Here is a 24,576-nt window from a genome sequence, read left to right on the forward strand (position 1 = left end):
CATCGACCATCATGACTGACATCATCATCCCAAGCACGCTAAGCACTGCCGAACTGACTTGTGCCATCGCTCACCGCCATGCTGATTGGCAGGTGTGTTTTTTGAATAATCATCACAAGCCTGTGATTGGGATTTTGCCAAAAATCAGCTGGCAGATGACAAGCCATGCACAAGCACAGACATTGACCGTCGCCACACGCCAAGCGATGGCAGATTATCAGTATGAACAGCTACCCAGCAGTTATGAGCATCTGATGGCACAGCTGTGCGCCTATGCGGATACACACAAGCCAAGCCCTGATACGCACGATGATACGCACGATACCGAGCCATCATATCAGCACGGCTTGATGGGCTTTGTCGGTTATGACATCGCTGCTCATGCGCTCAATGACAGCATTGGCATTGATGAGTCTATGCCTGCGTGTTTTTTTGGGCATTATGATATTATCCTGCGCCCTTGCACAGATGGCTATCAGCTGATTTGTCATGATAACAATATCGATGTCGATACACTTGGGCAGATGATTGGCGGGCTTGGCTTGGATGATTTACCAAAGAAAACCGCACTGACACTCACGCCCCTATGGTCAAAGGCCGACTATGCGCACGCCTTTGACCAAGCCCAAGCTTATCTGTTGGCTGGCGACGGCTATCAAATCAATCTTACCCAAGCTTGGCAAGCCAAAAAAACAGGCGCACTATCGGCACATCTGCCTAGCCTTATCCAACAAACCAACGCACCGTTTGCAGGCTTTTTACAAGTGGCTGACTTTGAGCTATTGTCGGTATCGCCTGAGCTATTTTTTACTTTTTATCAACAAAATCATCAAATCAATATCATCACCAAGCCCATCAAAGGCACTCGCCCCCGAGCGTCTGACCCTGTCGCCGATGATGCACTCAAACAAGCACTAGCAACGAGTAGCAAGGACATCAGCGAGAATTTGATGATTGTTGATTTGCTCCGTAATGACTTGGGCAAATATGCCATCACAGGTGGTGTCAAAACGCCTGTCCGCTTTGCCATCGAAAGCTTTTATAATGTGCATCACATGGTCAGCACCATCACCGCCACGCTCAAGCCTGACAGCCATCCCATTGCCGTGCTGTTTGGCTCACTGCCGGCAGGCTCAATCACAGGCGCACCCAAAAAGCGTGCCTGCGAGATGATAGACGAGCTCGAAGCACGCCCCCGTGGTGCGTACTGTGGCACGATGGGGTATCTGAATTTTGATGGGACAGGGCAATTTAATGTGCTGATTCGCACCATCCAAGCCAATGCCGATACCGTCAGCGTCTGGGCAGGCGGTGGCATCACCATTCGCTCGCAGATGGATGATGAATATCAAGAATGTTTGGATAAAGTTGGGGCGATTTTAAAGAGTTTGTCAAGCACATAGCTCAATTTTAGCCCATTTATTAAGATAAAAAAATCCGTTTATAATCAATGCTATAAACGGATTTTTTATTAAATCAACCCAGCAATCACACCGCTTTGGTGCGTTCAATCAACCATGCTTTGGCATCGCCTGACACACGGTCAATCAGCTCATCATGGACACGCTGATGGTAGCTGTTGAGCCATGCTTTTTCTTCAGTCGTCAAAAGCTCTGGCAAAATCAAACGAGTGTCAAACGGACACAGGGTCAAATCATCGAACTTCAAGAAAGTACCGAACTCGGTCTCATGTGCTGGCATATGTACGACGCAGTTTTCTAGGCGGATGCCCCATTTGCCTTCACGATACAGTCCTGGCTCATTGGTCGTGATCATGCCACGCTTCAGCACACGCTCAGCGGTGGCTGGTGCGTGTACTGAGATGACTTGTGGGCCTTCGTGGACATTCATAAAGTAGCCTACGCCATGACCTGTGCCATGACCATAATCCAAGCCTTGTTGCCATAGATGGATACGAGCCAACACATCAATCTGACCTGATGGCAGTCCTTCTGGGAAGTGCGCATTGGCAAGTCCAATGTGTGCTTTGAGCACATAAGTCACATCACGCTTTTCGTCATCGCTGACGGTGCCACAGCTTGCCATACGTGTGATGTCGGTGGTGCCGTTATAATACTGAGCCCCTGAGTCAATCAGTAGCAGACCGTCACCTTCGATGGTAGCAAAATTATCTTCGGTGGCTGAATAATGAACAATCGCCCCGTTACCCTTATAACCTGCAATCGTGCCAAAGCTTGGCGAAATATGATGCGGCTGACGGCTGCGAGCTTCGTTGAGCATACGATCAACATCCAGCTCAGTCACCTTCTCACCCCTGGCAAGCTTTGCTTCAAACTCTGAGAAAAACTCGCACAAAGCTGCACCATCTTGACGCATCGCTTCACGGATATGCTCAATATCTGCATCTGATTTGATGGCTTTTAGCAAGGTGCTTGGATTCATCGCACGCACGATGGCGGTATCAGCAGGCAGTTTTGAGAGTGTGCCGACCGAGACACGAGCAGGATCAATCAGTAGCGTACCACGCACATCCGCCACCGCATCGATGATATCGCCATAATCCGCCGTATTGATGCCTGCATCAGCAAGATTTGCTTTGGTGGTGTCATCAAGCTTGTTTTGATCGACAAACAATGTCGCAGCCGTATCCGTAATCAGTAGATGCGACAAAAAGACTGGGTTAAATACCACATCGCTGCCACGCAGATTGACCAGCCATGCGATGTCATCTAGGCTGCTGATTAGATGCGCGTTAGCACCTTTTTCGCTCATGGCACGACGGACTTTGGCAAGCTTGTCCGCCGCTGTCGTATCGACAAACTCGGCAGGATGCTCATAGATGGCATCTGTTGGCAAGCTTGGGCGATCCGACCAAATCTTGGCAAGCAAATCAAGGGTTGTCACAAGCTCAATGCCTTTATCACCAAAAGCCGCTTTTAGCGTGTCTGATTCATTGACCGATAAGACATTGCCATCAATGGCGACTTTGGCACCGCTTGGCAGATGCTCAGCCAAAAAGGTCGAGAAAGTCGGGCGACCGATTTGCATTTTTTGTAGTTCGATACCCGTACCTTCAAGCTGCATCGGTGCTTGCACCCAGTAGCGGTTATCCGTCCACACGCCAGCAAAATCAGCGGTAATCACCAGCGTACCCACCGAGCCTGTAAAGCCTGACAACCACGAACGACCCTGCCAATACACTGGCAGATACTCCGACATATGCGGGTCAGCAGATGGGATAATCAGCGCATCCACGCCATGTTCTGCCATCAATGCACGAGCGTTCTGTAGGCGTTCACGACGCACTTGAACCGAATCAGTCATAATTCTATCCTAAATCATGTGAAAAACCGTGGGCAATACCCACCCAAATCCCAAGCATTTTATCACAAGCCTGATGTGTTTTAAATCATGGGCTCTTGATAAGCTTATCACAAAAGCTGATTAATCCAACAAAAAACCCTTGTAGAAACAAGGGTTTTTTGTAGCGATATCCGCTTTGATTATTTGCTTTGGGTTGCTTCTGCTTCTGCAGTCGCTTCAGCTGGCTTAGCGTCAGCAGTAGCTTCTGTTGCTTCAGGCTTAGCTTGTGCAGTTGCATCAGCAGGCTTAGCTTCTTCTGCTTTGACATCTGCTACTGGCTCAGCTGTCGCAGCATCTGCAGGCTGTTCGGTGGCAGCTGTTGCATCTGCTTCAGGTGCAGCTGTATCAGCAGGCTTAGCTTCTGCATCCGCTGGTGCTGCTTGCTCTGCAGCGACTTGTTCGGTAGCAGCTACTTCAGCTGGCTGATGTTCGCCTGCTGGACGTAGCCATGCTGATACAGCGATACCGCCAATGATCACAAGCAATAGCACGATACCAACAAGTGCAGTTACCGATTCTTTTACTGGGTTATTTTGTGAAGCATCATGTGCCATAAGTCACCTGCCTAAAATGGGTTGGAAATTGATTTTGTGATAAATAGAAATAAATTTTCTCTATTATATACCAAATTATCGCTTTTTGTACAATTCCTTTTAATATTTAAGGAATTATTCATCACACTTAGCGGTCAGCGACACCTTTGGCAGTGTAGTATTTTTCTTTTTTGGCACTGGTATTATTCATACGATTTGCCAAGATACTTAATAAAATCAATAAGATACCGATAATCAACACTGGATAATGTCCAAGAATCATAAATGGCGTCTTGCCTGTCATGCTTGGCACATCGCCACGCAATACCGCTTGCTCAAATTGCGGTAGGCTTGCAATCACCTGACCTTTTTCATTGATAATCGCTGTCACGCCATTATTGGTGGCACGCACAAAGTAGCGACCCGTCTCAAGACTACGCATCTGCACCATCTGTAGATGCTGCATCGGACCTGCTGATGTGCCAAACCATGCATCATTGGACACGGTCAATAAAAAGTCGGTATCAATGGCATTACGGCGAGTGGTATCAGGATAAGCGACTTCATAACAAATCGCCAAGCCCATTTTCTCACCATTGGCAATCAGTGGCGACTGCGTATCAGTGCCACGGCTAAAGCCTTGAGCGTTTTGCATACCGGCAAGATTTGGCAAAATATCAAGCAGACCGCCAAACGGAATGTACTCGCCAAATGGCACAAGGCGTTGTTTTTTGTACACGCCTGCTTGCGTACCGTCAAATGCCATCACACTGTTGTACAAATCCATACCTGCGCCATCTTGATGGATTTCACGATAAGGCACGCCCGTCACCCAAGCACTCTTTGATTCATAAGCATGATTTGCCACTTCGGCGATGAATGGCCATGCGTCATCTTGAAGGATTGGAATGGCGGCTTCTGGCCAGATGACGATATCACGCCCCCACTCTGACTGCGACAGCCCTGCATAGATGCCAAGCGTCTGCATTTGGTACTCGGCAAGCCATTTCATATCTTGGGGAATATTACCCTGCACGAGCGATACACTGCTTGATTTGCCCGTCGGTGTCGTCCAGTGGATATTAGCAAGGCTCAATAGCACCGCAATACCCGTCAGCACCGCACTGATAAGCATATAGCCCCCACGCACTCGAAACAGCTCAATGGTCGCCGCCCCAAACAGTACCGCCAAAAACGACAGCCCAAATACACCCACCATCGGCGCAATGCCATTGAGCCATGTCACTTCGGTAAAGGCATAACCGACAAACAACCATGGAAAACCGGTCAAAAACCAAGTCTTAAGCCACTCTTGCACCACCCAAAAACCTGCAAAAGCCAACGGCTGGTGTGCTGTAAATCGCACAAAAGCCCACGCCATCACCGCATGAAACAGCCCCATAATCAGCGCCATCAGCCCAATCATCACATAGCCAAGCCATGCAGGGATACCGCCGTATTGATGGATGGATGTAAACAGCCAAAACGCCCCCACCGCCCAAGTGCCAAAGCCATAGGCTTCCCCCAGCCAAAATGCCTGTCTTGGGTTTTTTGCGCCTAGCAATAGCACATACAGCACCATCGGCGAGATGATAGCGATAGGATACAGATAATACGGCGCAAGCGATAAGCTAAATATCGCCCCTGCCAGCAATGCAATCGGCATGGCAAGTGCCATCGGCAGACTTTTGGCTTGGGTGGCATGTTTGCGGTTGCGGATTAGTTTGGGTGTACTTGCAGTCGCTGTACTCATGAGAACTCTTGGCTAATTAACATCACTTGGGATAAACGCTTAAGTGTAGCAGATTTTGGCAAGATTATCAGTAAATTATTCATACCAATTAACCATCGCCACGCCCCAAAATAATAAAACCTGCCATCAAGACAGGTTTTACAACATCACTTATTCTTCAGCTTCCGCCTGCGCTACCAAAGTCAGCTCAAGCAGGTGGATAAATCGCCCTTCGACATCGACGATGGTGATTTGCCAATCATCAATCAGCACGGTTTCGCCTTCTAGATGGCTGACAAAGCCAAGCGCCTGCATGACAAGCCCGCCCATCGTATCGACATCAGCATCATCAAAATGACTGCCCAAGATTTCGTTGCAGTCGCTAATCAATGTCGATGCCTGCACAAGCCACACGCCCGCCTTATCGGGATGTGGGACGATATTATTAATATCGCTATCTTCATCGATGTCATCATGCTCATCGACGATGTCGCCGACAATCTCTTCGAGCAAATCTTCCATCGTCACCACACCCGACACCGAACCAAACTCATCGACGACGACCGCCATGTGCACTTGGGCTTTTTGTAGGGAGCGAAGTAGAGTATCTGAACGCGCCGTCTCACTGATGTACAAAGGCTTACGCACGATGTCTGAGATACGCAGTGGTGCATCAATGCCATCGGCTTTGTTTTTGAGAAGTGGAATCAAATCCTTGACAAGCAAAATCCCAAGTACCGCATTATCATCATGGCTATCAAACACAGGATAGCGAGAATGCTCTGTCTCAAGCACCACCGATAGGATGTCGGATAAATCATCATCACTCGCCACAGCGTGCACCTGTGGGCGTGGCGTCATAATTTCACGCACCTGCGTGGCAGGCAAATCCAGCACACCCTCTAGCATATCAACCGTATCAGGCTCTAGAAACTGGCGCGACTCCTGCACCAATTTTAGCAAATCATCTCGGGTCTCAGGCGCAGTCGATAACCAACGCTTAAGCCCCCGCATTGACCAACTACTCGAATTGTCATCAGACATCAGCGGTATAATTTAACCTCGTGTTATTGAAATTTTCGCTTTTAATTTAGCGTATTGATGCGGATTATTCAAGTGGCTTTTTGCGGATTTTGGATAATTTTGCGTACAATTGTACCACTCATCGTCCGCCAAGCCACGATACAAGCTTATCTTTAGAGCTTTACCCAGCGGATGATACGCTCTTCGATGGCTTCATCACTCATGCCCACTTCACTGACACAGCGACCTGCTGATGACACCTTAGCAAAGCCTACTTTGTGGTTGATGCCGTCGTGGAGTAGCTTGTGCCAAGGTGGTAGCTGCTGCCCTAGATATAGACGCTTGTAGGCGCAGTGACGGGGTAGCCACAGCATATTTGGCAAATCCGCCGCAGTCAGGCGGATACAGTCAGGCACGGTGTGTTGGCGGTGGGCATAGTCCGAGCAATGCCCCGTCGTGCAATCAAGTAGCTGACACGCCACATCGGTGTATTCGGTGTAGCGGACATCGTCATCGTCCAGAAACTTCACCAAACAGCACACGCCACAGCCATCGCACAGCGCTTCCCATTCATCATTGTTCAGTTCATTAAGCGGATAAATTTCCCAAAATCGTGGGCGAAGTTGATTGTCGGTCATCATAATCATTGGTAGCCATCAAAGTATCTATTGTGGTGTCTGTGGTTGAATATTGTACCGCAAATCCACCCAAAAAACCGCTTGACTTGCCCAAAATCCCTTGTTAAGTTATCCCTACACATCCGTGAATTTTTGGTTTATTTAAGGATATACATCATGACAATCAGCACAAACACCTTGACCGCCACCGCACCAGATGGCACGCCACTACACAGCTATGTCGCCATGCCGACAGACACACCGACTGATGGCACATCCCCTGCCGTGCTTGTCGCCCCTGAATGGTGGGGTGTGGTCGAGCATCCAAAGACCGTCGCCGAACGCTTGGCAAAAGCAGGCTTTGTGGCGGTAGCGATGGACATCTATGGCGATGGCAAAATGACCACCGATGCACACCAAGCCAACGCATGGATGACGCAGATGCTTGAAAACTCGGATGAGCTGATGAACCGCTGTCGGGTGATTTTTGATGCGGTGGCGGCATTGCCACAGGTAGATGGCGCACGCATTGGCATTGCAGGGTTTTGTTTTGGTGGTAAAATCGCACTGGACATGGCACGACTAGGCACACCACTCAAAGCCGTCGCCACTTTCCACGGCAATCCTACGCCCATCACGCCTGCCGTCGAAGGCAAATTCACCGCCAAAGTACTCGTCGCCCACGGCGCTGCCGACAGCATGGTATCGATGGCCGCCATCGATGGACTGCGTGATGAGCTGACCGCCGCCAAAGTCAGCCACGAGATTGATGTCTATGAAGGTGCTAAGCACGGCTTTAGCAATCCGCACGCCGATGACCGCGCTCGTGAGAACGGCGTAGATTTGGGCTATCATGCCGACGCTGCCCAAGCAAGCTGGGATAAGATGGTGCAGTTTATGAAGGATAATTTGTAATCCCATCTTATCAAGCACCGCAAGCCGTTTGGATAATTTCAGACGGCTTTTTTACACCTAAGACAAACCGCCCAAATCGGCAATTTGAGCGGTTTTTATGTTTATTTGAGATATTTAACATCATGCCTTTGGCACATTCGCCAAAATCTGTGTCAAGAGTTGCCAATAGGTCGCCACCGACGGGATATGCACCATTTCATCAGGTGAATGGGCATTTTTGATGGTTGGGCCGATAGAGACGATGTCAAGCGCAGGATGGCTGGTCTTAATCAGTCCGCACTCAAGCCCTGCATGGATGACCTTAATCTCTGGCACACGCCCCAAAATCTCGGTATATAGTCGCATGGTGGTCGCTGTGATGGCAGACTCGGTATCTGGTGTCCAGCCGACATAATCACCGTCGAACTTCACATCAGCACCGGCAAGCGTAGCGATACTTGAGAGCGTCTGACACACCGCCGCCTTGCCCGACTCAATCAATGAGCGAATCAGTAGCGTGCAGTCAAGCATATCAGTCGTCAGCACCACCTTGCCAAATGACAATGAAGTCTCAACCGTATCAGTCACGACATCGCTATATCGCACCACGCCACTTGGCAGGGTATTCATCAGATGAATCACTTTGGCAGTGCTTGGTGTATCGAGCACTTGGCTTGGGGCGTTGCTCTCGCCGATGATAGCGGTGAATTTGGGTTCGACTTGGCGAATCTCATGAGTGATGGTATCGATGCTTTGGCGGATGATGGTCAAGATGCTATCTTTATCAGCAGTGTGGCAGGCGATACTCACTGATGCTTCACGGGGAATGGCGTTTCTGAGCGTACCACCTGTGATGGCACTGATGGCAAAGCTATCGGCAAAGCGTGCCTGCACATCCGCCAAAATGCGTGCCATAATTTTGATGGCATTGCCACGATTTTTATGAATATCAATCCCCGAATGCCCACCACGCAAGCCCTTGATGGTCAAATCAAACGCCGTATCAAACTGTGACGCCTGCCAATCCACCGGTAGGCTCATATCCGCATCGATACCGCCAGCGCAGCCGATATACACTTCGCCAATCTCTTCGGTATCGGTATTAATCATCATCTTGGCGGACAAAGTCTGTGGCTGTAGCCCAAACACGCCCACCATGCCCGTCTCTTCGGTCATGGTCAATAGCACTTCAAGCGGTGGATGGGCAATGTCATCACTGTCTAATACCGCAAGACAGCTTGCCATGCCGATACCATTATCCGCACCAAGCGTCGTGCCTGTCGCCATCAGCCACTCGCCATCATCAGGATGGATACGCAGAGCGATTGGGTCGGTGGCAAAGTCATGCACCGTATCAGCATTGGCTTGGGGCACCATATCTAGGTGTGCTTGCAGGGCGACGACAGGATAATCTTCCATGCCATCACTGGCGCTTTTTTTGATAATCACATTACCCACGCCATCACGATAGGCTGTCATGCCACGAGATGTCGCCCATGCCACGATGTCATTGGCAAGCGCTTCTTCGTGGTAGCTTGGGTGCGGTGTGGCGCAGATGCGGGCGAACCATTGCCATAGGCTTTGGGGCGCAAAGTCTTTGATGACTGCTAGATTTTGCTCATAAGCAGCTTGATTTAGGCTCATTTTTTATCCTTAAAAAAAACACAAAAAAAACAGGCTAAGCATACACCTAGCCTGTTGATTTTTCAAGGCAAACTTGCCATTTTGTGGCGATTTGCCCAATTATGCTTCGCTTGTGATTTCACGAGTCTCGGCTGCGCCTGCGGTTTGCTTGACAAGCTCAATCGCCGCTTCTGATGCAGTAGTATCAGCGAACATTGGGCTTGTACCGATGACTTGACCGTTTGATGCTTTTAGGTTGAACATCGGTTTGCCGTTTTTGGCTTCTTTGCGTTCATAGCGACCATCTTCGGTTGAGTTTTTCTTGACTGACTCGATACCGTTTAGCGCCGATGCTTTGGCAGCGTAGGCTTCACTTTTTAGCAAAGTGCCTGTGTCTGATTTTAGTGAAAAATGAAATTGTCCGTCTGAGCTTTTGCTCAATTCAAACCAAGTTGTCATGGCGTATTCCTTAAAAAGACGATTAAAAATCGCATGAACTCATGCTTAGCATCATTATACGCCATCGCTTGGCATTTACAATCGATTTAATTATCCATTTACAATATTTAACAAGCGGTTACGCATGGATGTAATTTTTTTGTCAAATACAAACAACTGCCCTGTGCTCAATTCACACAGCAAAAAAAGGACAGCCATCGCCGTCCTTTTTATCATCGCTCACATCATTATCAGCCAAACACTTGTTCGGCAGCACGGGCAAATCGCTCGGTCGTGCCATCGACATCGATGAGCTTATCAAGCCCAAACAGCCCAATGCGAAATGACTTATAATCACTCGGCTCATCGACTTGTAGCGGTGTGCCGGCGGCGATTTGTACGCCCACTTCGGCAAAGGCTGCGCCCTTATGCACCGCATCGCTTGGCGCATGGCAGACGACGACGCCATAGGCTTGGGCAGATGGTGCGGCGACGCTTTGGATGCCTTTGGCGTTTAGCACGGCTAGGATTTGTGTGCCAAGCTTGATTTGGGCGGCTTTTAGGGTGTCATAGCCGATGTCACGAGCTTCCAAGAGTGCATCACGCAGCTGCTTGAGTCCATCGGTTGGCATGGTCGCATGATAGGCATGACCGCCGTTTTCATAAGCTAGCATGATGTTTAGCCATGCCTTTAAATCCAGTGCAAAGCTTGATGGCGTACTGGCAAGCACGGCTTCTTTGGCAGTGTCTGAGAGCATGACAAGTCCTGCGCATGGGGTGCTTGACAGACCTTTTTGGGGTGCAGACAATAGCGCATCGATACCAAGTGCCTGCATATCAAGCCAAATACAGCCCGATGCGATACAGTCAATGGCAAGCAGACCGCCGACTTCATGCACCGCATCAGCCAGCGCACGGATATAGTCATCAGACAGCATCATGCCAGATGCGGTCTCGACATGGGGCGCAAAGACCATCTGCGGGCGATGCTCGCGGATATATGCCGTCACCGTCTCAATGTTGGCAGGGGCGAACTGCACCACGCCGTCATTATCCGACTGACTCGCCTTGAATACTTCGACGGATTTGGCGACCTTTGTGGCATCCAAAATCTGTGTCCAGCGATAGCTAAACCACCCATTACGCACCACCACGCAGTCCTTGTCCGCTGCCAAGGCACGCACGACCGCTTCCATGCCCGATGTGCCAGAGCCCGGTACGATGGCGACGGCATCGGCATGATACAGCGCCTTTAGCTCACTGGATAAATCAGTCATCACTGCTCGAAACTGTGCTGACATATGATTGAGCGCACGGTCAGTATAGACCACCGAATATTCCAAAAGTCCATCAGGGTCGATGTCGTGTCGTAATGCAGGCATGGTGTACTCCTTGTCTTGTTAAATTGGACTACCACCGCCATTCATCATCGGCAGTGTCAATCCTTATCAAAATCCGATACCCACACTGTACCAAGCACACGCCAAAAAATCAAGCGACCGACAAGTCAAATACTGGTTATTTAGTTGAGAAATGATAAGCAACAAAAAAGCAGGTATTATACCTGCTTATCTCGATAGCTATGAATCAGTGCATCCGACACCATCTCAAGCGTCTGCGCATCGGCAGTCTTGGCGACATGACGCATCAGCCGTGATGGACTGTGCGTCAGCGTCTGACTTAGCTCATGGGCAAAGGCAGTCAGCACCGCTTTGGCATCTTCGCCATCATCGATACGAGCCATCGCCTTAGCCAGTAGGCGCTGTTTGTGCGTATCTGCCATTTGTCTGTAGTCTTTGATACGCCCACGAGCGATTTGCACCTGCATCTGCGACTCGATATCGGCGACCAGCTGTCCGACGAGCAGTTCGGCTTCGACGGCGGCTTGTTTGCGTTCGGCAAGATTGCCTGCGATGACGTGCTGTAAGTCATCGACCGAATACAGATAGATGTCGTCAAGCTGACCTACCGCAGGCTCAATATCTCGGGGCACTGCCAAATCCACCAATAGCATCGGCTGATGGCGACGCTGTTTGAGTGCGGATTTGACCATCGCCACATCGATGAGTGCCTGCATACTACCGCTACAGCTACTGACGATGTCCGCCTGCGACAGCACTTCGCCCAATCTATCGAGCCCCACCATCTCAATCTGCGTCGCGCGACCGCTATCACGCATCATCTGTGTCAGCTCATCAGCTAGGTTCTGCGCTCGCTCGGCACTGCGATTGGCGATGATGATTTTGTGCAAGCCAAGCGCCGCAACATTGTGCGCAACCAAGCGATTCATCTCGCCTGCTGCCACCACCAACAAGGTCAGCTTACTCGGGTCATCAAAAATCTGCGTCGCAAGCTTGGCTGTGGCAAAGCCCAAAGTCACCGCCTGCGCACCAACTTTGGTATCACGACGCACCGTACGCGCCGCAGCAAACACCTGCTGAGTCAGCCAACCAAACTCACTATCCACCCCGCCATGCTCACGAGAAATCGCCACCGCTTGGCGAATCTGCCCAAGAATCTGTGGCTCGCCCAAAATCATCGAGTCAAGCCCAGCTGCGACACGCAGCCAATGGTTCAACGCTCGAGAATTTTCGTAAGTATATAAATAAGGGGCAATCTCGTCGTATGAGATATTTTTGAACTTGGCAAGCCACTGACTGACCGCCTGCATCCCTGCTGACAACGGCACATCTTCGCCATCAGCCACATCAGCGGTAGTATCGGCATCTTCTTCGATACCAAAATACAGCTCACTGCGGTTGCAAGTAGAAACGATGGTACAACCCTTGACCAACTGCGACAACTCACCAATCGCCTGCCCCATGTCTGAGCCAAACGACAGCTTTTCCCGTAGCGAAACAGGTGCGGTCTTGTGATTGACGCCAATGACGGCAAGTTTCATAGGCAACCCATGCGGATGAAAATCAGTGGTTAAGAAAATAAACGATGTATTATATCAGTTTTATTGCTATCTGCCTAACAAATTACAAGTTTTACTGATGGATTTTGGTCAATTCTTACACAGGTTTCGCCCAAGCGTGCGATTTTTGTGCATTTGGGTGCAGATTTTGACAGTTTTATTTGCACTTATCCAAAATCCTTTTATAATAAGCTGATTGATTTTGATAATTGAGCGATGATGAAAAAATTTTGGCACACACGCTTATTTGCTCGCCATCATGCCACAAGCCGTGCGCATGAGCAGACATCATCACCAAAAATTCTGCACACAAGCTCGTCCAAGTCATTCATCAAGCGACCTTTGACCATCGCCATCACAACCATCGGCATTGGCGCACTTATTGTCAGCCCTGTTGCCAGCGCTAATGTGTTTGACCCTTTATTAAAAATCTTATTACCTTTTTATAAATCTGCCCAAAGCACCGACAGCGATACACCCACCCAAACTGCCACAGAGACAAAGAGTCCTACGGATGGTAATGGTGATGGCAATAGCGATGTCAATCACAGCCATGCAGATACACTAATAGATACGCCAACAGATACACTAAATAGTATCGATGTCAGTTCAGATATCAGTGACAATGCCGATACCACAACCGATGGCACTGCCAATAGTGATACCCTACAGGGTAATATCCAAGATGATGCGCTTGATTTGCCTGCGGTACTGCTCGATGATACCTTGATTGCAGGGGATATTGAGCCGATGCTTGAGACGCCTGATTTATATGCCCTGCTCGATGCAGAATTTGCCGCCGATCGGGGTGAGATTGGCAAAGCACTGACCATTTATAAGGCAGAATCCTTCAAAGATAACGCCACAAGCGTCTTTGAGCGTGCGCTGAGCTTATCAATTGAGTTTGAGTCGCCCGCTGAGTCGCTTGCTTTTGCCACCGCTTGGCAGGATAAGAACCCTGAGCATATTCCTGCGTGGTTTTATGTGACGCATTTGGCGCTCAAAGCAGGCGAATACAGCCAAGCTGCTAGCATGATTTCGACCATCTTGCACTATGATCCCCGCTCGGATCTTGGGCAGATTTTGACCGGCGTCATTCCCACCAATCCCGATGACAAGCGTGCGCTGTTGTACGCACTACAAAATCTTGGCGAAAATAACGCATCCATCTCGGTGCTACGAGCAGGTATCTTGATGGGACTTGGTGAGCTTGATGCAGCTCGACTTCATGTCAATCAAGCGCTCAAGCTTGAGCCGAATAATTTGGCATTCATCACCCTAAAGCTAGATATCTTGCGTGCAGCCAATCGCATGGATGAGCTGTGGACTTATCTACATCAAGTCCGCAAAAAACTACCCAAAGAAAAAGATTTATACCTATACGAAATCCGCTATCTCATCGAAAAAGGCGAATTAACCAGCGCATGGAATTTATTGACCCTTGCCACCAAGCAGACTAATGACCCTGATGTCACACTTCTAGCGGGTCTGGTTGGTCTTGATAGCGGGCGTAATGCCGATGCCATCGCCGTGTTACAGACACTACTTAATAACCCAAATTTGGCAAGTCAAGCCCACTACTACATGGGTATCGGCTATGAGCGGCTCGGTGACATCGCCCACGCACGACAGCATTATGAAAAGGTCAATCACTACGAGCATATACTCGACGCTCGCACCAAAGTCGTCGGCTATTATCTGATGGAAAACAACACCGATGCCGCCATCAGTACACTGACTCGCCTGCGTGATGATTTTGAAAGCTATGCCACCGACAGCTATATCCTACAAGCCGAGATTTATCTGCGTCAAGGCGACAAAGCACACGCCAAAGACCTATTGACCCTTGCCAATCGTGAATATCCCGATGATGACAGACTACTGTACGCAAGCTACAAACTACTTGAAGATGAGCTTGAACCCGAAGACAAACGCCAAGCGATTGACAAACTGCTTGAGATTGATGATTTTAATCCAGAATATCAGCTTGCTGACGCCAAATTCCGCCTAAGCCAAAACCCTGATGACAGCGAAGCACTTAACATCGCCCGCCAAATCAGCAACATCAGCTTTGATGACCCAGCTTATGACAGTCAGCTACAGCTTGATGCCCTGCTTGTGCTTGGCAATCACGCCTTGACAAAAGGCGATTATCAAGCGGTCATCGACTATCTACAAGCCCCTTATGATGTCTCGCCAACGCTCAATGTCGGCATCACCTTATTGCGCGCTTATCAAGGGCTAGGCGATATGGCATCGGTCAATGCCCTGCTTGCTGATATGCAAACTCGTTTTGGCGTGGGTCAAAACAGCACCGCTGATAGCCAAATCTATTAAGAATTTTTAAAAATTTCACGCATTTTATTGATAATATTCAAGGATTTTTTTATGAAAAAAATCAGCCTAATTGCCATCTGTGCATCTGCGCTACTGCTCTCTGCTTGTGCTAGCACTCAGGCGGTCAAACCAGCAAACCCAAGCGCCCTGCCAACCGCTGATGCGCCTATCCGCTTTAGCACCACTGGCAAAATCGGCATCACCACACAGACAGACACAGGCGCACAAGGCGGTAGTGCCTTTTATGCTTGGGCGCAAGAAGATGACCGCTTTAGCATCGATTTGACCGGCGCACTCGGTATCGGCGCAACCGAAATCCGCTACGATGGACGCACCGCCACCCTAAACAGCGAACGCACAGGGCTCATCAGCGCAGACAGCCCCGAAGAATTGCTACTGAGTGCAACCGGCTGGCAAGCGCCGATTTCACAGCTGCCTTATTGGATTGTCGGACGCAGTGCACCAAGCGACAGCACCCAGACTTATGACGCCCAAAACCGCCTAGCGACAGCGGTCAATGGCGCATGGACGGCCAATTTTGAATACAAAGGCACACAGCCAAATCGCCTACGCATCACCCACACGGACGGACATCGTGTGGTAATGACCATTACTCATCAATAAGCAGACTGACAGGTAAATTTGGATGCTTGAGCTATTTTCCCCTGCCAAACTCAATCTATTTTTGCACATCACCGCCAAGCGTCAAGATGGCTATCATGAGTTGCAAAGCGTGTTTCGTGCCATTGATTTTGGCGATTGGATGAGTTTTTCGCTCATTGACGATACCGCATCACCGCTTGTCGTGCTCACAGGTGCGGACACCTTGACCGATGATATCAATGATAATCTGATTGTCAAAGCCGTACAGCTACTTGCCAAGCACCATGCGGACAAGGCACGCCCCATCGCCATCCATCTGGACAAAAAAATCCCCACCGGCGCAGGGCTAGGTGGCGGCTCAAGCAATGCCGCCACGACACTACTTGCCGTCAATACACTATGGCAACTTGGGCTAGATACAGAGACGCTGATCGCTTATGGGACAAAGCTTGGGGCGGATGTGCCGTTTTTTATCTTTAGCCATGCTCATCAAGCCGATGCACTAGCAATGGGGATTGGCGAGCTGTTGAGTACGCTACATCTACCATCAGCACGCTATTTGCTACTTTTGCCACCTGACCATCTATCCACAGCGCAGTATTTTGGTCATCCATCACTTCAAAAAAACTGCCCTGTGCTCACCGACATTGACACACGCTATGATGACTATGGCAAGGTGCTGACGGCTGAGTTTGGCAATGTGTTTGAGCCGATTGCCCTTGATAGCTCGCCTGCAACACGCACGGCACTGGATTATCTGCGTACGCTTGAGACAGATGCCAAAGCCACCGCCCGCATGAGTGGCACAGGTAGCACGGTGTTTTTGCCCATTAGTGATGAGATTGATGATGCGACCTTGACCGCATGGCAACTGTCCGCCCCCTGTCCAAGCGTGGTGGCGATGAGTTTGTATGATTATTGAGAGAAAATTATCGGTAAACTGATGCAATTTTTGCCAAAAATTGCTATCATGACGCCATAAATCCGAGCGATTTATTTATATAATTTTAATAATACGATAATTAAGGCGTTTTATGACCACTGAGCTAAATATTCAAGTTATCGATCACCCACTCGTGCGACACAAGCTATCGCTGATGCGTGAAAAAGACAGTAGCACCTATAAATTTCGCACCCTAACCAATGAGTTAGGTCGCTTGATGGCGTATGAAGCCAGCCGTGATTTTGAAATCGAAACCTTCACCATGCAAGGCTGGTGCGGTGAAATCACAGGCGAGCAGATCAAAGGCAAGACCGTCACCGTCGTTCCTATCCTGCGTGCAGGTCTTGGGATGCTTGATGGCGTGCTAGATCTATTGCCAACCGCCAAAATCTCGGTCGTGGGACTACAGCGTGACGAAGAGACGCTTGAGCCAGTGCCGTTTTTTGAGAAATTTGTCAATGACATCGACCGTCGCCCTGCGCTCATCCTAGATCCGATGCTAGCCACAGGCGGTAGTATGGTCGCCACCATCGATATGCTCAAAAAACACGGCTGCACCAACATCAAAGCCCTAGTGCTCGTCGCCGCCCCCGAAGGCGTGCGCGCGGTCAATGAAGCGCACCCTGATGTCAAAATCTACACCGCCGCCCTAGACAGCCATCTCAACGAAGACGGCTATATCATTCCAGGTCTAGGTGATGCAGGCGATAAGATTTTTGGGACTAAGCAGTTGTAAGTGCTTGTGAGATATCAAACGCAGGTTGATGATAAGACAACCTGCGTTTTTTTAATTTAGAAATCAAAAAGATGGCATAAACAATGTTAACTTGATATCAATTAAAATTGATAGAAACGGCATTTTATTTATGGTTAAACTGTATTTATTAGCCAAAATGTAACCGCTGCAATCAATGCAATCACGATACTGCCAAAACAAGCGATAGCTGCTACAATGACAGATGATGGTGGGTGACGTTTTGCTTTCTTGATAGCCTCATCAATTTCAGCTTGCATTTTCATTCTTTCTACTGCAAACTTTTCTTTATCCACTTGTACATCACGAATAACTTTTGCAATATCAATTACCATTTTTTTACACCCCCATTTCTTTACGATTGTAAGAATTTAATTTGCTATCATCACTATACATAATATCACCTTTTAGCCCTACCGTCGATATGTGATATATTAGTTCACGACTGCATAGGTTATTTAGACCTCAAAAACCCATACCAATTAGGGACGATACTTGCGGGCATGATTTTCTAAGCCCGCCCTTTGTGATCATATTAATTGCTTAAAAATTCCAATCATTCGATCGTTATCATATCGATCATCACTATGCAAATACAGTGGTTATGGCTGCTTCTACAACACTTATATTGATTGCAGAACTTATTTAATGCTTTCCATCCACATAAGGCAATCCCTTGACACCCCAAACAAAAACACCATCAGCTTGAGCCGATGGTGTTTTTGCATTAGGGCAATTAACCTTGAAGTAAGCTAATATCCGCCACTTGCATAAACAGATTACGCACCTGTTGTAGCAGTGCTAGGCGGTTGTTTTTGAGCTTGGCATCATCGCTATTGACCATCACGCCATCAAAGAATGCAGTCAAAGGCTCTGACAGGCTTGCCAAAGTCGTCAAAATCGCTTGATAATCAGCGGCAGCCTGTAGTGGCGCAACCGCCGTTTGGGCAGATTTTACCGCATCGAACAGTGATTTTTCGGCAGTTTCGACCAATAGCGATTCATCGACCGCATCACTGACAGCGACATCGGCTTTGGCTAGGATATTGGCGACACGCTTGTTATTCTCCGCAAGTGTGCCCGCTTGTGGCAGACTGCGGAACACTTCGACCGCACGGATACGGTCATCAAAATCCATCGGCACATCAATATCCATCGCTTGCACCGCTTGGATGGTATCGACCGCCACGCCTTGCTCACTGTACATCGCACGATAGCGGGCATTGATAAAGTCCATCACTTCATCAAAGGTCTTGGCAGCATCGCTAAGCTTATCGCCGTAGCCTGCCAATGCCTGACGAATCAGCTCGCCAAGGCTTAAGTTTAGGCGTTTTTCGATCAAAATACGCAGTACACCAATCGATGCACGGCGCAAGCTGAATGGGTCTTTTGACCCTGTTGGAATCTCACCAATCCCAAAAATCCCAACGAGCGTATCAATGCGATCCGCCAAAGCAAGGGCGGTGCCGATGTCGGTGGCAGGCAGTTTGTCACCGGCAAATTTTGGCAAATATTGCTCTTCAATGGCATCTGCCACCGCCGATGGCTCGTTATTTAGGCGAGCATAGTAAGTACCCGCCACGCCTTGTAGCTCAGGGAACTCACCGACCAGCGTACTGGCAAGGTCGCATTTTGACAAATGCGCGGCGCGGATGGCGTACTCAGAATCAGCACCAATGTGGGTGGCAATCATCGCAGCCAAGCTTGCGATACGCTCTGATTTTTCCCAAATCGTGCCAAGTTTGTCTTGGAAAATGCGATTTTTTAGGTTCTCGGTTAAGGCAAATAGGGGCTGTTTTTGGTCTTGCAAAAAGAAAAACTCAGCATCTGATAAGCGTGGGCGTACGACTTTTTCGTTACCAAAAATCACTTGGCTTGGATCTTTACTTTCAATATTACTAATAAATACAAAGTAAGGCAGTAGCTTACCATTGGTATCCGTCAAGCAAAAATACTTTTGATCCGCCTGCATGGTGCTAATTAGGGCTTCTTGAGGTACTGCCAAGAAACGCTCTTCAAAGCTTGCCCGTAGTGCCACTGGCAAATCCACCAGTGCTGTGACTTCATCAAGTAGCTCATCAGGTACGATGGCAACCGCACCAACTTCATCAGACAGCTTGGCGACTTGTTCTTTGATAGATGCTTGACGCTTATCAAAATCAGCGATGACTTTGGCATTATGTAGCACAGATTCATAGTCATCAGCATGACTAATTTCAACAAAATCTGGCGCATGAAAACGATGTCCACGGGTCAGATTACCCGCCTTATGCCCTTGGATAGTGGCGTCAATCACCGCATTATCCGCCATCAGTACCACCCACTGCACAGGGCGGACGAATTCTTCTTTGCTCGCTCCTGAACGCATACGCTTGGCAATCGGCAAGTCATCTAGGGCTTTTTGGAAAATGGCAGGCAACAGCTCGGTGGTTGGCTTACCTTGCACCATCAATTCATAGCCGATATAGTCGCCCTTGTCGGTGCTGATGGTGATGATGTCATCTTTGGTGATGCCAAGTCCGCTTGCAAAGCCAAGACCTGCTTTGGTCAGATTGCCATCGGCATCAAAAGCCGCTTTGATAGCAGGGCCGCGCTTTTGTTCGGTGCGGTCAGGCTGTTTGTCGCTGATGCCGACGATTTGTAGTGCTAGACGGCGTGGCGCAGCAAAAGGCTTAATCGCTTGATAAGTGATATTTTGGCTATCCAAGGCGGCTTTGACATTGTCCGTCAAGGCATCACGCAAGGTCTTTAGGTTTTTTGGTGGCAACTCTTCGGTGCCAAGTTCAAATAGGATTGTGGTCATAGCTTTTCCGAAATTTTTCAAATAGTATCAATCATCTTTTTTATCGCCGTCATCGTCACGGTCGTTGTCCTGATTACGCTCATTATCACGATCGTTATCATTGTCATCATCATTGTCACGATCGTTGTCGTTGTCATTTTGGCGGTCGTTATCTCGGTCGTCATCACCTTGATTGCCTTGATTATCACCATCATTATCACGGTCATTATCAGCGTCGTTGGTGCGGTCGCTATCACGATCGTTGTCGCTTTGATTATCTTGACGACTGGTTTGTTCGGTAGTATCGCCCTTATCATCGCTATTATCATTACCGCCGATAAAACCACAGGCGGTTAGGAACGCAGATAGACCTAGAACCCAAATCAGTTTCGTTGCTTTCATTATTTATTCTCCGCTTGTTCGTCTTTTGGCAACCACTTCTCCAGTGCTTCTGCCTTATGAGCTTCATCCGCCAATGGGAAGCCAAGCTTGGCACGGGCTTCAGTATAGCTCACCGCCACTTTGCGGGCGAGCGTACGCACACGCAAAATAAAGCGTTGGCGTTCGGTCACACTAATCGCCCCACGAGCATCTAGCAAGTTAAAGGTATGGCTTGCTTTTAGCACCATCTCATAAGCGGGCAGTGGCAAATTCACCGCGACAAGTCTATCCGCTTCAGCTTCATAAAAGTCAAACAGCTCAAACAGCTTATCGACATTGGCGTATTCAAAGTTATAGGTGGACTGCTCCACTTCGTTTTGGTGGAACACATCGCCATAAGTGACTTTGCCAAATTCGCCGTCCGTCCAGACCAAATCATAGACGCTATCGACGCCTTGAATATACATGGCAAGACGCTCAAGACCGTAGGTGATTTCGCCGGTCACAGGGAAGCACTCGATACCGCCGACTTGCTGAAAATATGTAAACTGCGTGACTTCCATGCCGTTTAGCCACACTTCCCAGCCCAAGCCCCACGCACCAAGCGTTGGGCTCTCCCAGTTATCTTCGACAAAGCGGATATCATGGGTCAAGGTATCAATCCCTAACGCTTCTAGCGAACCCAAATACAGCTCTTGGATATTGGCAGGGTTTGGCTTTAGCACCACTTGGAATTGATAATAATGCTGTAAGCGGTTCGGGTTGTCGCCATAGCGTCCATCGGTCGGACGGCGTGATGGCTGGACATAGGCGGCGTTCCATTTTTCGGGGGTCAAGGCACGCAAAAATGTCGCCGTGTGAAATGTGCCTGCGCCCATTTCCATGTCATAAGGCTGCAACACGACACAGCCACGAGACGCCCAGTAGTTTTGAAGAGTGAGAATAATTTGTTGAAAAGTCATGAGTTATCGCCCGATTTTCATGTAGGGCGTGTTGAACATTGATAACATTGTCACAAAATATGATAAAAATTTAATACTTTTCATCAATTTTTGCATGAAAAATGGCTAAATCTTGTTTTTCTTCGTCAAATCGTTTGTTAATATTTTAATATTAACTGCATGATTTTCCTTGAAAAACGTGCGATTTTTCTCATTTTTCATTGCAAATACCAAAGTTCAACACGCCCTAAAATTAAGATAAAAAATAATGCCCATTGTACTAAACAACGGGCATTTTTTCCATTCTTTTTCAAGATTTTGGTGGATTTTGTGGGACATCTTTATGGGATGTCGCAGAACAAAATTTCACACCCATTACGAACGATAGACGCCATAATCTGCATACGATGCCGGTGTGGCATTTGGCATCATCAGCCACAGCACCAAATAAATCAAAATCCCCGGCACGGCAGCGCTTGCACACGAAATGATGATAAAAGCTAGGCGCACCATCGTTGGCGACCATCCCAAATATTCAGCGATACCGCCCATCACCCCTGCAATCATGCGATGGTTCTGTGAGCGGTGAAGTTTGATGAGTTTTGCCATAAAATCACTCCGTATGATGATTGCCATAATGAATTGTTAGTCGTTATTAACGATGACTTGCCAGCAATATGCAACTTAGGTATAATGTTAATTTGTAATATTTGTACAAAGCGTGCATTGCCAGCTGACTTGCTACTTAGATGGTAGCTCTTATCAACAATTTCAAGCGCAAAACACCCCCTTATACAAAACACAACATAGCTTTACAAAGGATGACAAGATGACAAAGGCGAACAATGCCCTACTCATCGGTGATTTTGCCCCATTGCATTTGGGTCATCTTGCCGACATCAACGACGCCAGCAAGCTTGCCAACACCTTGCATATCGTCATCACCGCATCTGCAGGCATTGCCACGCCAAGCGGTCGCACGCCAAATCTTAGTGATGTCGCCCGATGGGTGCAGGTGGCGTGTCAGCATTTTGCCTTTGTGCGAGTGCATACGGTGGCAAGTCTTGGCTTATCCAGTGTGGACTTTGATTATCGTAGCAGTCGCCATGCCAATCACAGCATTGATGCGATTTGCCAAGCCTTACAGCTCGATGATGTCATCATCGCAAGCAAGCACCCTTTGAGCCAATCCACCTATCCGACCGCCATCATCGCCGCCACCTTAGATGATGGCTTGATGATACAGACCAATCCTTTGATGAATTTTGACCGTCTTGCGCCTGCGTGTCGCTATTTTTATACGCAGACGGTGTGCATCGTCGGTGGCGAAAGCTCGGGCAAAACCACACTCATTCATAAGCTTGCCAATCACTATGGCGCAACTGTCGCACTTGAGATGGGACGGCTTTATACACACTCACACTTAGGCGGTACGGAGCTTGGCTTACAGTACAGTGATTATCTGCCAATTGCCATCAATCACGCCAAAGCCATCACAGAGGCCACCGCTGCTGCCACCGCACCCATTACACTTGTGGATACGGATTTTGCGACGACGCAGGCATTTTGTGAAGTATATGAAAACCGCACGCACCCTGTGGTGGCAAGCCTTGCCGATAATTTTCGCTTAGATTTCACCATTTATTTGGATAATAATGTCACTTGGGTCGCCGATGGGATGCGCCGACTTGGCGATACCAAAGCTCGTAGCCACTTTGCCCAGACGCTCCTTGATATCTTGGCTCGACATGACATCCGCCATCATGTGATTGATGATGATAATTATCACGCACGCTATCAACAAGCCGTCTTGTGGATTGATACGCACATACTTGGCAAGATGCCAACTTATTCTACACGACACCCAAAGGATGCCACCCTATGAAAATCGCACTACTGGATAATATCACCGGCTTTGGCAAGCACGACTGGAGCGTGTACTGGGTGCTGATTTGGTTCAGCTGTGGCTTGCTTGCGTTGTTTTTTGGCTTTTGGACGACGACCGAGCAGACAGCACTCGACTGGTTTTATTTTGCGGTATCTATCATTGGTCTATTGTGCGTCGTGGGCTTAAGCTTTCGCAAAAATATCGCAGGCAACGGGCTTGGGATGCTTGCCACCGCAGGCGAAGTGGTGGTGCAGGCGACATCAGGGGCGGTGGGCTTGATGCTTGCGCCACTGTTTAATTTCTTTAGCCATGCTTATGGGGTCAAATACTGGGCAAGCAACACCGATGCTGATGGCGATATGGTGCCAAAATCCGCCAACAAATATGTCTGGCTATTGACCGTCATCTTTATCATCGCAGGGCTTTTGCTATTTCCTGTGATTAACCGCTGGCTACAGGCGCAGGGCTATGGTGTCATCAGTGATGATGGCAGTCGTTTTTTGGGGATGATTGACTTTTTTTGGATTAATGTCATTGGCTTTGTGCTATCCATCACCGCACAGGCGACGATGATTTTGCGTTATTCATTCAACTGGTGGCTGTGGATTCTAGTCAATGCCGTGTGGCTCATCGTCAATATCATGACGGGCAACACCATCTTTGCCATCCAGACAGTGATTTATCAAGTCAATGCAGTGGTGGGCTTGTACGGCTGGTATCGCAGCGAACAGCTCGCCAAAGGCATCCGCTGACAGCCAAAGACCGCCCTGTGGCGGTCTTTATTTTTTGCAAAAATCCTTTGAAAATTGCCCAAAAATTGGTACAGTATAGACAATCTTGGAA

22 protein-coding genes are annotated in these 24,576 nt (G+C 48.6%); 8 read left to right on the plus strand and 14 right to left on the minus strand.

Features of this window, described 5'->3' with window-relative positions:
• Positions 1-11: 11 nt before the first annotated feature.
• Positions 12-1,403 (plus strand): anthranilate synthase component I family protein, encoded by a 1,392-nt coding sequence (locus tag B0680_RS04990; RefSeq protein ID WP_078253986.1) that lies wholly within the window; start codon positions 12-14, stop codon positions 1,401-1,403.
• Positions 1,404-1,488: 85 nt separating this feature from the next.
• Here the strand turns inward: B0680_RS04990 and B0680_RS04995 are convergent, their stop codons facing one another.
• The 5 genes from B0680_RS04995 to B0680_RS05015 all read right to left on the minus strand — a co-directional run bounded on the left by B0680_RS04995 (position 1,489) and on the right by B0680_RS05015 (position 7,250).
• Complete coding sequence (locus tag B0680_RS04995) at positions 1,489-3,285, minus strand: aminopeptidase P family protein (RefSeq protein WP_078253988.1); 1,797 nt, start codon at positions 3,283-3,285, stop codon at positions 1,489-1,491.
• A 179-nt stretch (positions 3,286-3,464) separates the two neighbouring features.
• Entirely contained in the window at positions 3,465-3,878 is a 414-nt protein-coding gene (locus B0680_RS05000) for a hypothetical protein (protein ID WP_078253989.1), read from the minus strand.
• Between the two features lie 127 nt (positions 3,879-4,005).
• A complete protein-coding gene (gene lnt / locus B0680_RS05005) occupies positions 4,006-5,610 on the minus strand; it encodes an apolipoprotein N-acyltransferase (RefSeq protein ID WP_078253990.1) in 1,605 nt (534 codons plus the stop codon).
• A gap of 150 nt (positions 5,611-5,760) precedes the next feature.
• Positions 5,761-6,633, minus strand: coding sequence for an HlyC/CorC family transporter (locus B0680_RS05010; RefSeq protein WP_078253992.1), 873 nt, complete (start codon positions 6,631-6,633; stop codon positions 5,761-5,763).
• A gap of 152 nt (positions 6,634-6,785) precedes the next feature.
• The gene (locus tag B0680_RS05015; protein WP_078254154.1) at positions 6,786-7,250 is read right to left on the minus strand and encodes a YcgN family cysteine cluster protein; all 465 of its coding nucleotides are present in this window, start codon (positions 7,248-7,250) and stop codon (positions 6,786-6,788) included.
• Between the two features lie 156 nt (positions 7,251-7,406).
• On the opposite strand from B0680_RS05015, the gene B0680_RS05020 reads away from it, so the two are divergent.
• Positions 7,407-8,144 carry a dienelactone hydrolase family protein gene (locus B0680_RS05020; protein WP_078253993.1) on the plus strand — a complete coding sequence of 246 codons (738 nt, stop codon included), beginning with the start codon at positions 7,407-7,409 and terminating at the stop codon, positions 8,142-8,144.
• Between the two features lie 120 nt (positions 8,145-8,264).
• Here the strand turns inward: B0680_RS05020 and B0680_RS05025 are convergent, their stop codons facing one another.
• The 4 genes from B0680_RS05025 to hemA form a co-directional block, all read right to left on the minus strand.
• Positions 8,265-9,767: an aminoacyl-histidine dipeptidase gene (locus tag B0680_RS05025; protein WP_078253995.1), complete on the minus strand. Its 1,503-nt coding sequence runs from the start codon at positions 9,765-9,767 to the stop codon at positions 8,265-8,267.
• Between the two features lie 99 nt (positions 9,768-9,866).
• Positions 9,867-10,205 carry a YegP family protein gene (locus B0680_RS05030; protein ID WP_078253996.1) on the minus strand — a complete coding sequence of 113 codons (339 nt, stop codon included), beginning with the start codon at positions 10,203-10,205 and terminating at the stop codon, positions 9,867-9,869.
• Positions 10,206-10,435: 230 nt separating this feature from the next.
• Complete coding sequence (locus B0680_RS05035; protein ID WP_078253998.1) at positions 10,436-11,566, minus strand: aminotransferase class V-fold PLP-dependent enzyme; 1,131 nt, start codon at positions 11,564-11,566, stop codon at positions 10,436-10,438.
• A gap of 176 nt (positions 11,567-11,742) precedes the next feature.
• Positions 11,743-13,086, minus strand: a complete 1,344-nt coding sequence (hemA, locus tag B0680_RS05040; RefSeq protein WP_078253999.1) for a glutamyl-tRNA reductase — start codon at positions 13,084-13,086, stop codon at positions 11,743-11,745.
• Positions 13,087-13,323: 237 nt separating this feature from the next.
• On the opposite strand from hemA, the gene B0680_RS05045 reads away from it, so the two are divergent.
• The 4 genes from B0680_RS05045 (at position 13,324) to upp (ending at position 17,723) form a co-directional block, all read left to right on the plus strand.
• Positions 13,324-15,441 carry a tetratricopeptide repeat protein gene (locus B0680_RS05045; protein ID WP_078254000.1) on the plus strand — a complete coding sequence of 706 codons (2,118 nt, stop codon included), beginning with the start codon at positions 13,324-13,326 and terminating at the stop codon, positions 15,439-15,441.
• 51 nt (positions 15,442-15,492) lie between these two features.
• Positions 15,493-16,065: an outer membrane lipoprotein LolB gene (locus B0680_RS05050; RefSeq protein ID WP_078254001.1), complete on the plus strand. Its 573-nt coding sequence runs from the start codon at positions 15,493-15,495 to the stop codon at positions 16,063-16,065.
• 22 nt (positions 16,066-16,087) lie between these two features.
• Positions 16,088-16,966: a 4-(cytidine 5'-diphospho)-2-C-methyl-D-erythritol kinase gene (gene ispE / locus B0680_RS05055; RefSeq protein WP_078254002.1), complete on the plus strand. Its 879-nt coding sequence runs from the start codon at positions 16,088-16,090 to the stop codon at positions 16,964-16,966.
• Between the two features lie 112 nt (positions 16,967-17,078).
• Positions 17,079-17,723, plus strand: a complete 645-nt coding sequence (upp, locus tag B0680_RS05060; RefSeq protein ID WP_078254004.1) for a uracil phosphoribosyltransferase — start codon at positions 17,079-17,081, stop codon at positions 17,721-17,723.
• 134 nt (positions 17,724-17,857) lie between these two features.
• On the opposite strand, the gene B0680_RS05065 is transcribed toward upp, so the two are convergent.
• From B0680_RS05065 to B0680_RS05085, 5 genes are all read right to left on the minus strand, one after another.
• Positions 17,858-18,076 (minus strand): hypothetical protein, encoded by a 219-nt coding sequence (locus B0680_RS05065; protein ID WP_078254005.1) that lies wholly within the window; start codon positions 18,074-18,076, stop codon positions 17,858-17,860.
• Positions 18,077-18,477: 401 nt separating this feature from the next.
• Positions 18,478-20,544, minus strand: a complete 2,067-nt coding sequence (gene glyS / locus B0680_RS05070) for a glycine--tRNA ligase subunit beta (protein WP_078254006.1) — start codon at positions 20,542-20,544, stop codon at positions 18,478-18,480.
• A gap of 27 nt (positions 20,545-20,571) precedes the next feature.
• Complete coding sequence (locus tag B0680_RS05075) at positions 20,572-20,925, minus strand: hypothetical protein (RefSeq protein ID WP_078254008.1); 354 nt, start codon at positions 20,923-20,925, stop codon at positions 20,572-20,574.
• On the minus strand, positions 20,925-21,866 hold the full coding sequence (gene glyQ, locus B0680_RS05080; RefSeq protein WP_078254010.1) for a glycine--tRNA ligase subunit alpha: 942 nt from the start codon (positions 21,864-21,866) through the stop codon (positions 20,925-20,927). Before glyQ ends, B0680_RS05075 begins: the two co-directional genes overlap by 1 nt.
• Before the next feature lie 354 nt (positions 21,867-22,220).
• Positions 22,221-22,454: a PspC domain-containing protein gene (locus tag B0680_RS05085; RefSeq protein WP_078254011.1), complete on the minus strand. Its 234-nt coding sequence runs from the start codon at positions 22,452-22,454 to the stop codon at positions 22,221-22,223.
• Between the two features lie 220 nt (positions 22,455-22,674).
• Between B0680_RS05085 and nadR the strand changes: the two genes are divergently transcribed.
• The gene (gene nadR / locus B0680_RS05090) at positions 22,675-23,730 is read left to right on the plus strand and encodes a multifunctional transcriptional regulator/nicotinamide-nucleotide adenylyltransferase/ribosylnicotinamide kinase NadR (RefSeq protein ID WP_078254012.1); all 1,056 of its coding nucleotides are present in this window, start codon (positions 22,675-22,677) and stop codon (positions 23,728-23,730) included.
• On the plus strand, positions 23,727-24,485 hold the full coding sequence (gene pnuC, locus B0680_RS05095; RefSeq protein ID WP_078254014.1) for a nicotinamide riboside transporter PnuC: 759 nt from the start codon (positions 23,727-23,729) through the stop codon (positions 24,483-24,485). Before nadR ends, pnuC begins: the two co-directional genes overlap by 4 nt.
• Positions 24,486-24,576 lie beyond the last annotated feature (91 nt).

Source organism: Moraxella pluranimalium (assembly GCF_002014825.1).
In the GTDB taxonomy this organism is placed as follows: domain Bacteria; phylum Pseudomonadota; class Gammaproteobacteria; order Pseudomonadales; family Moraxellaceae; genus Moraxella; species Moraxella pluranimalium.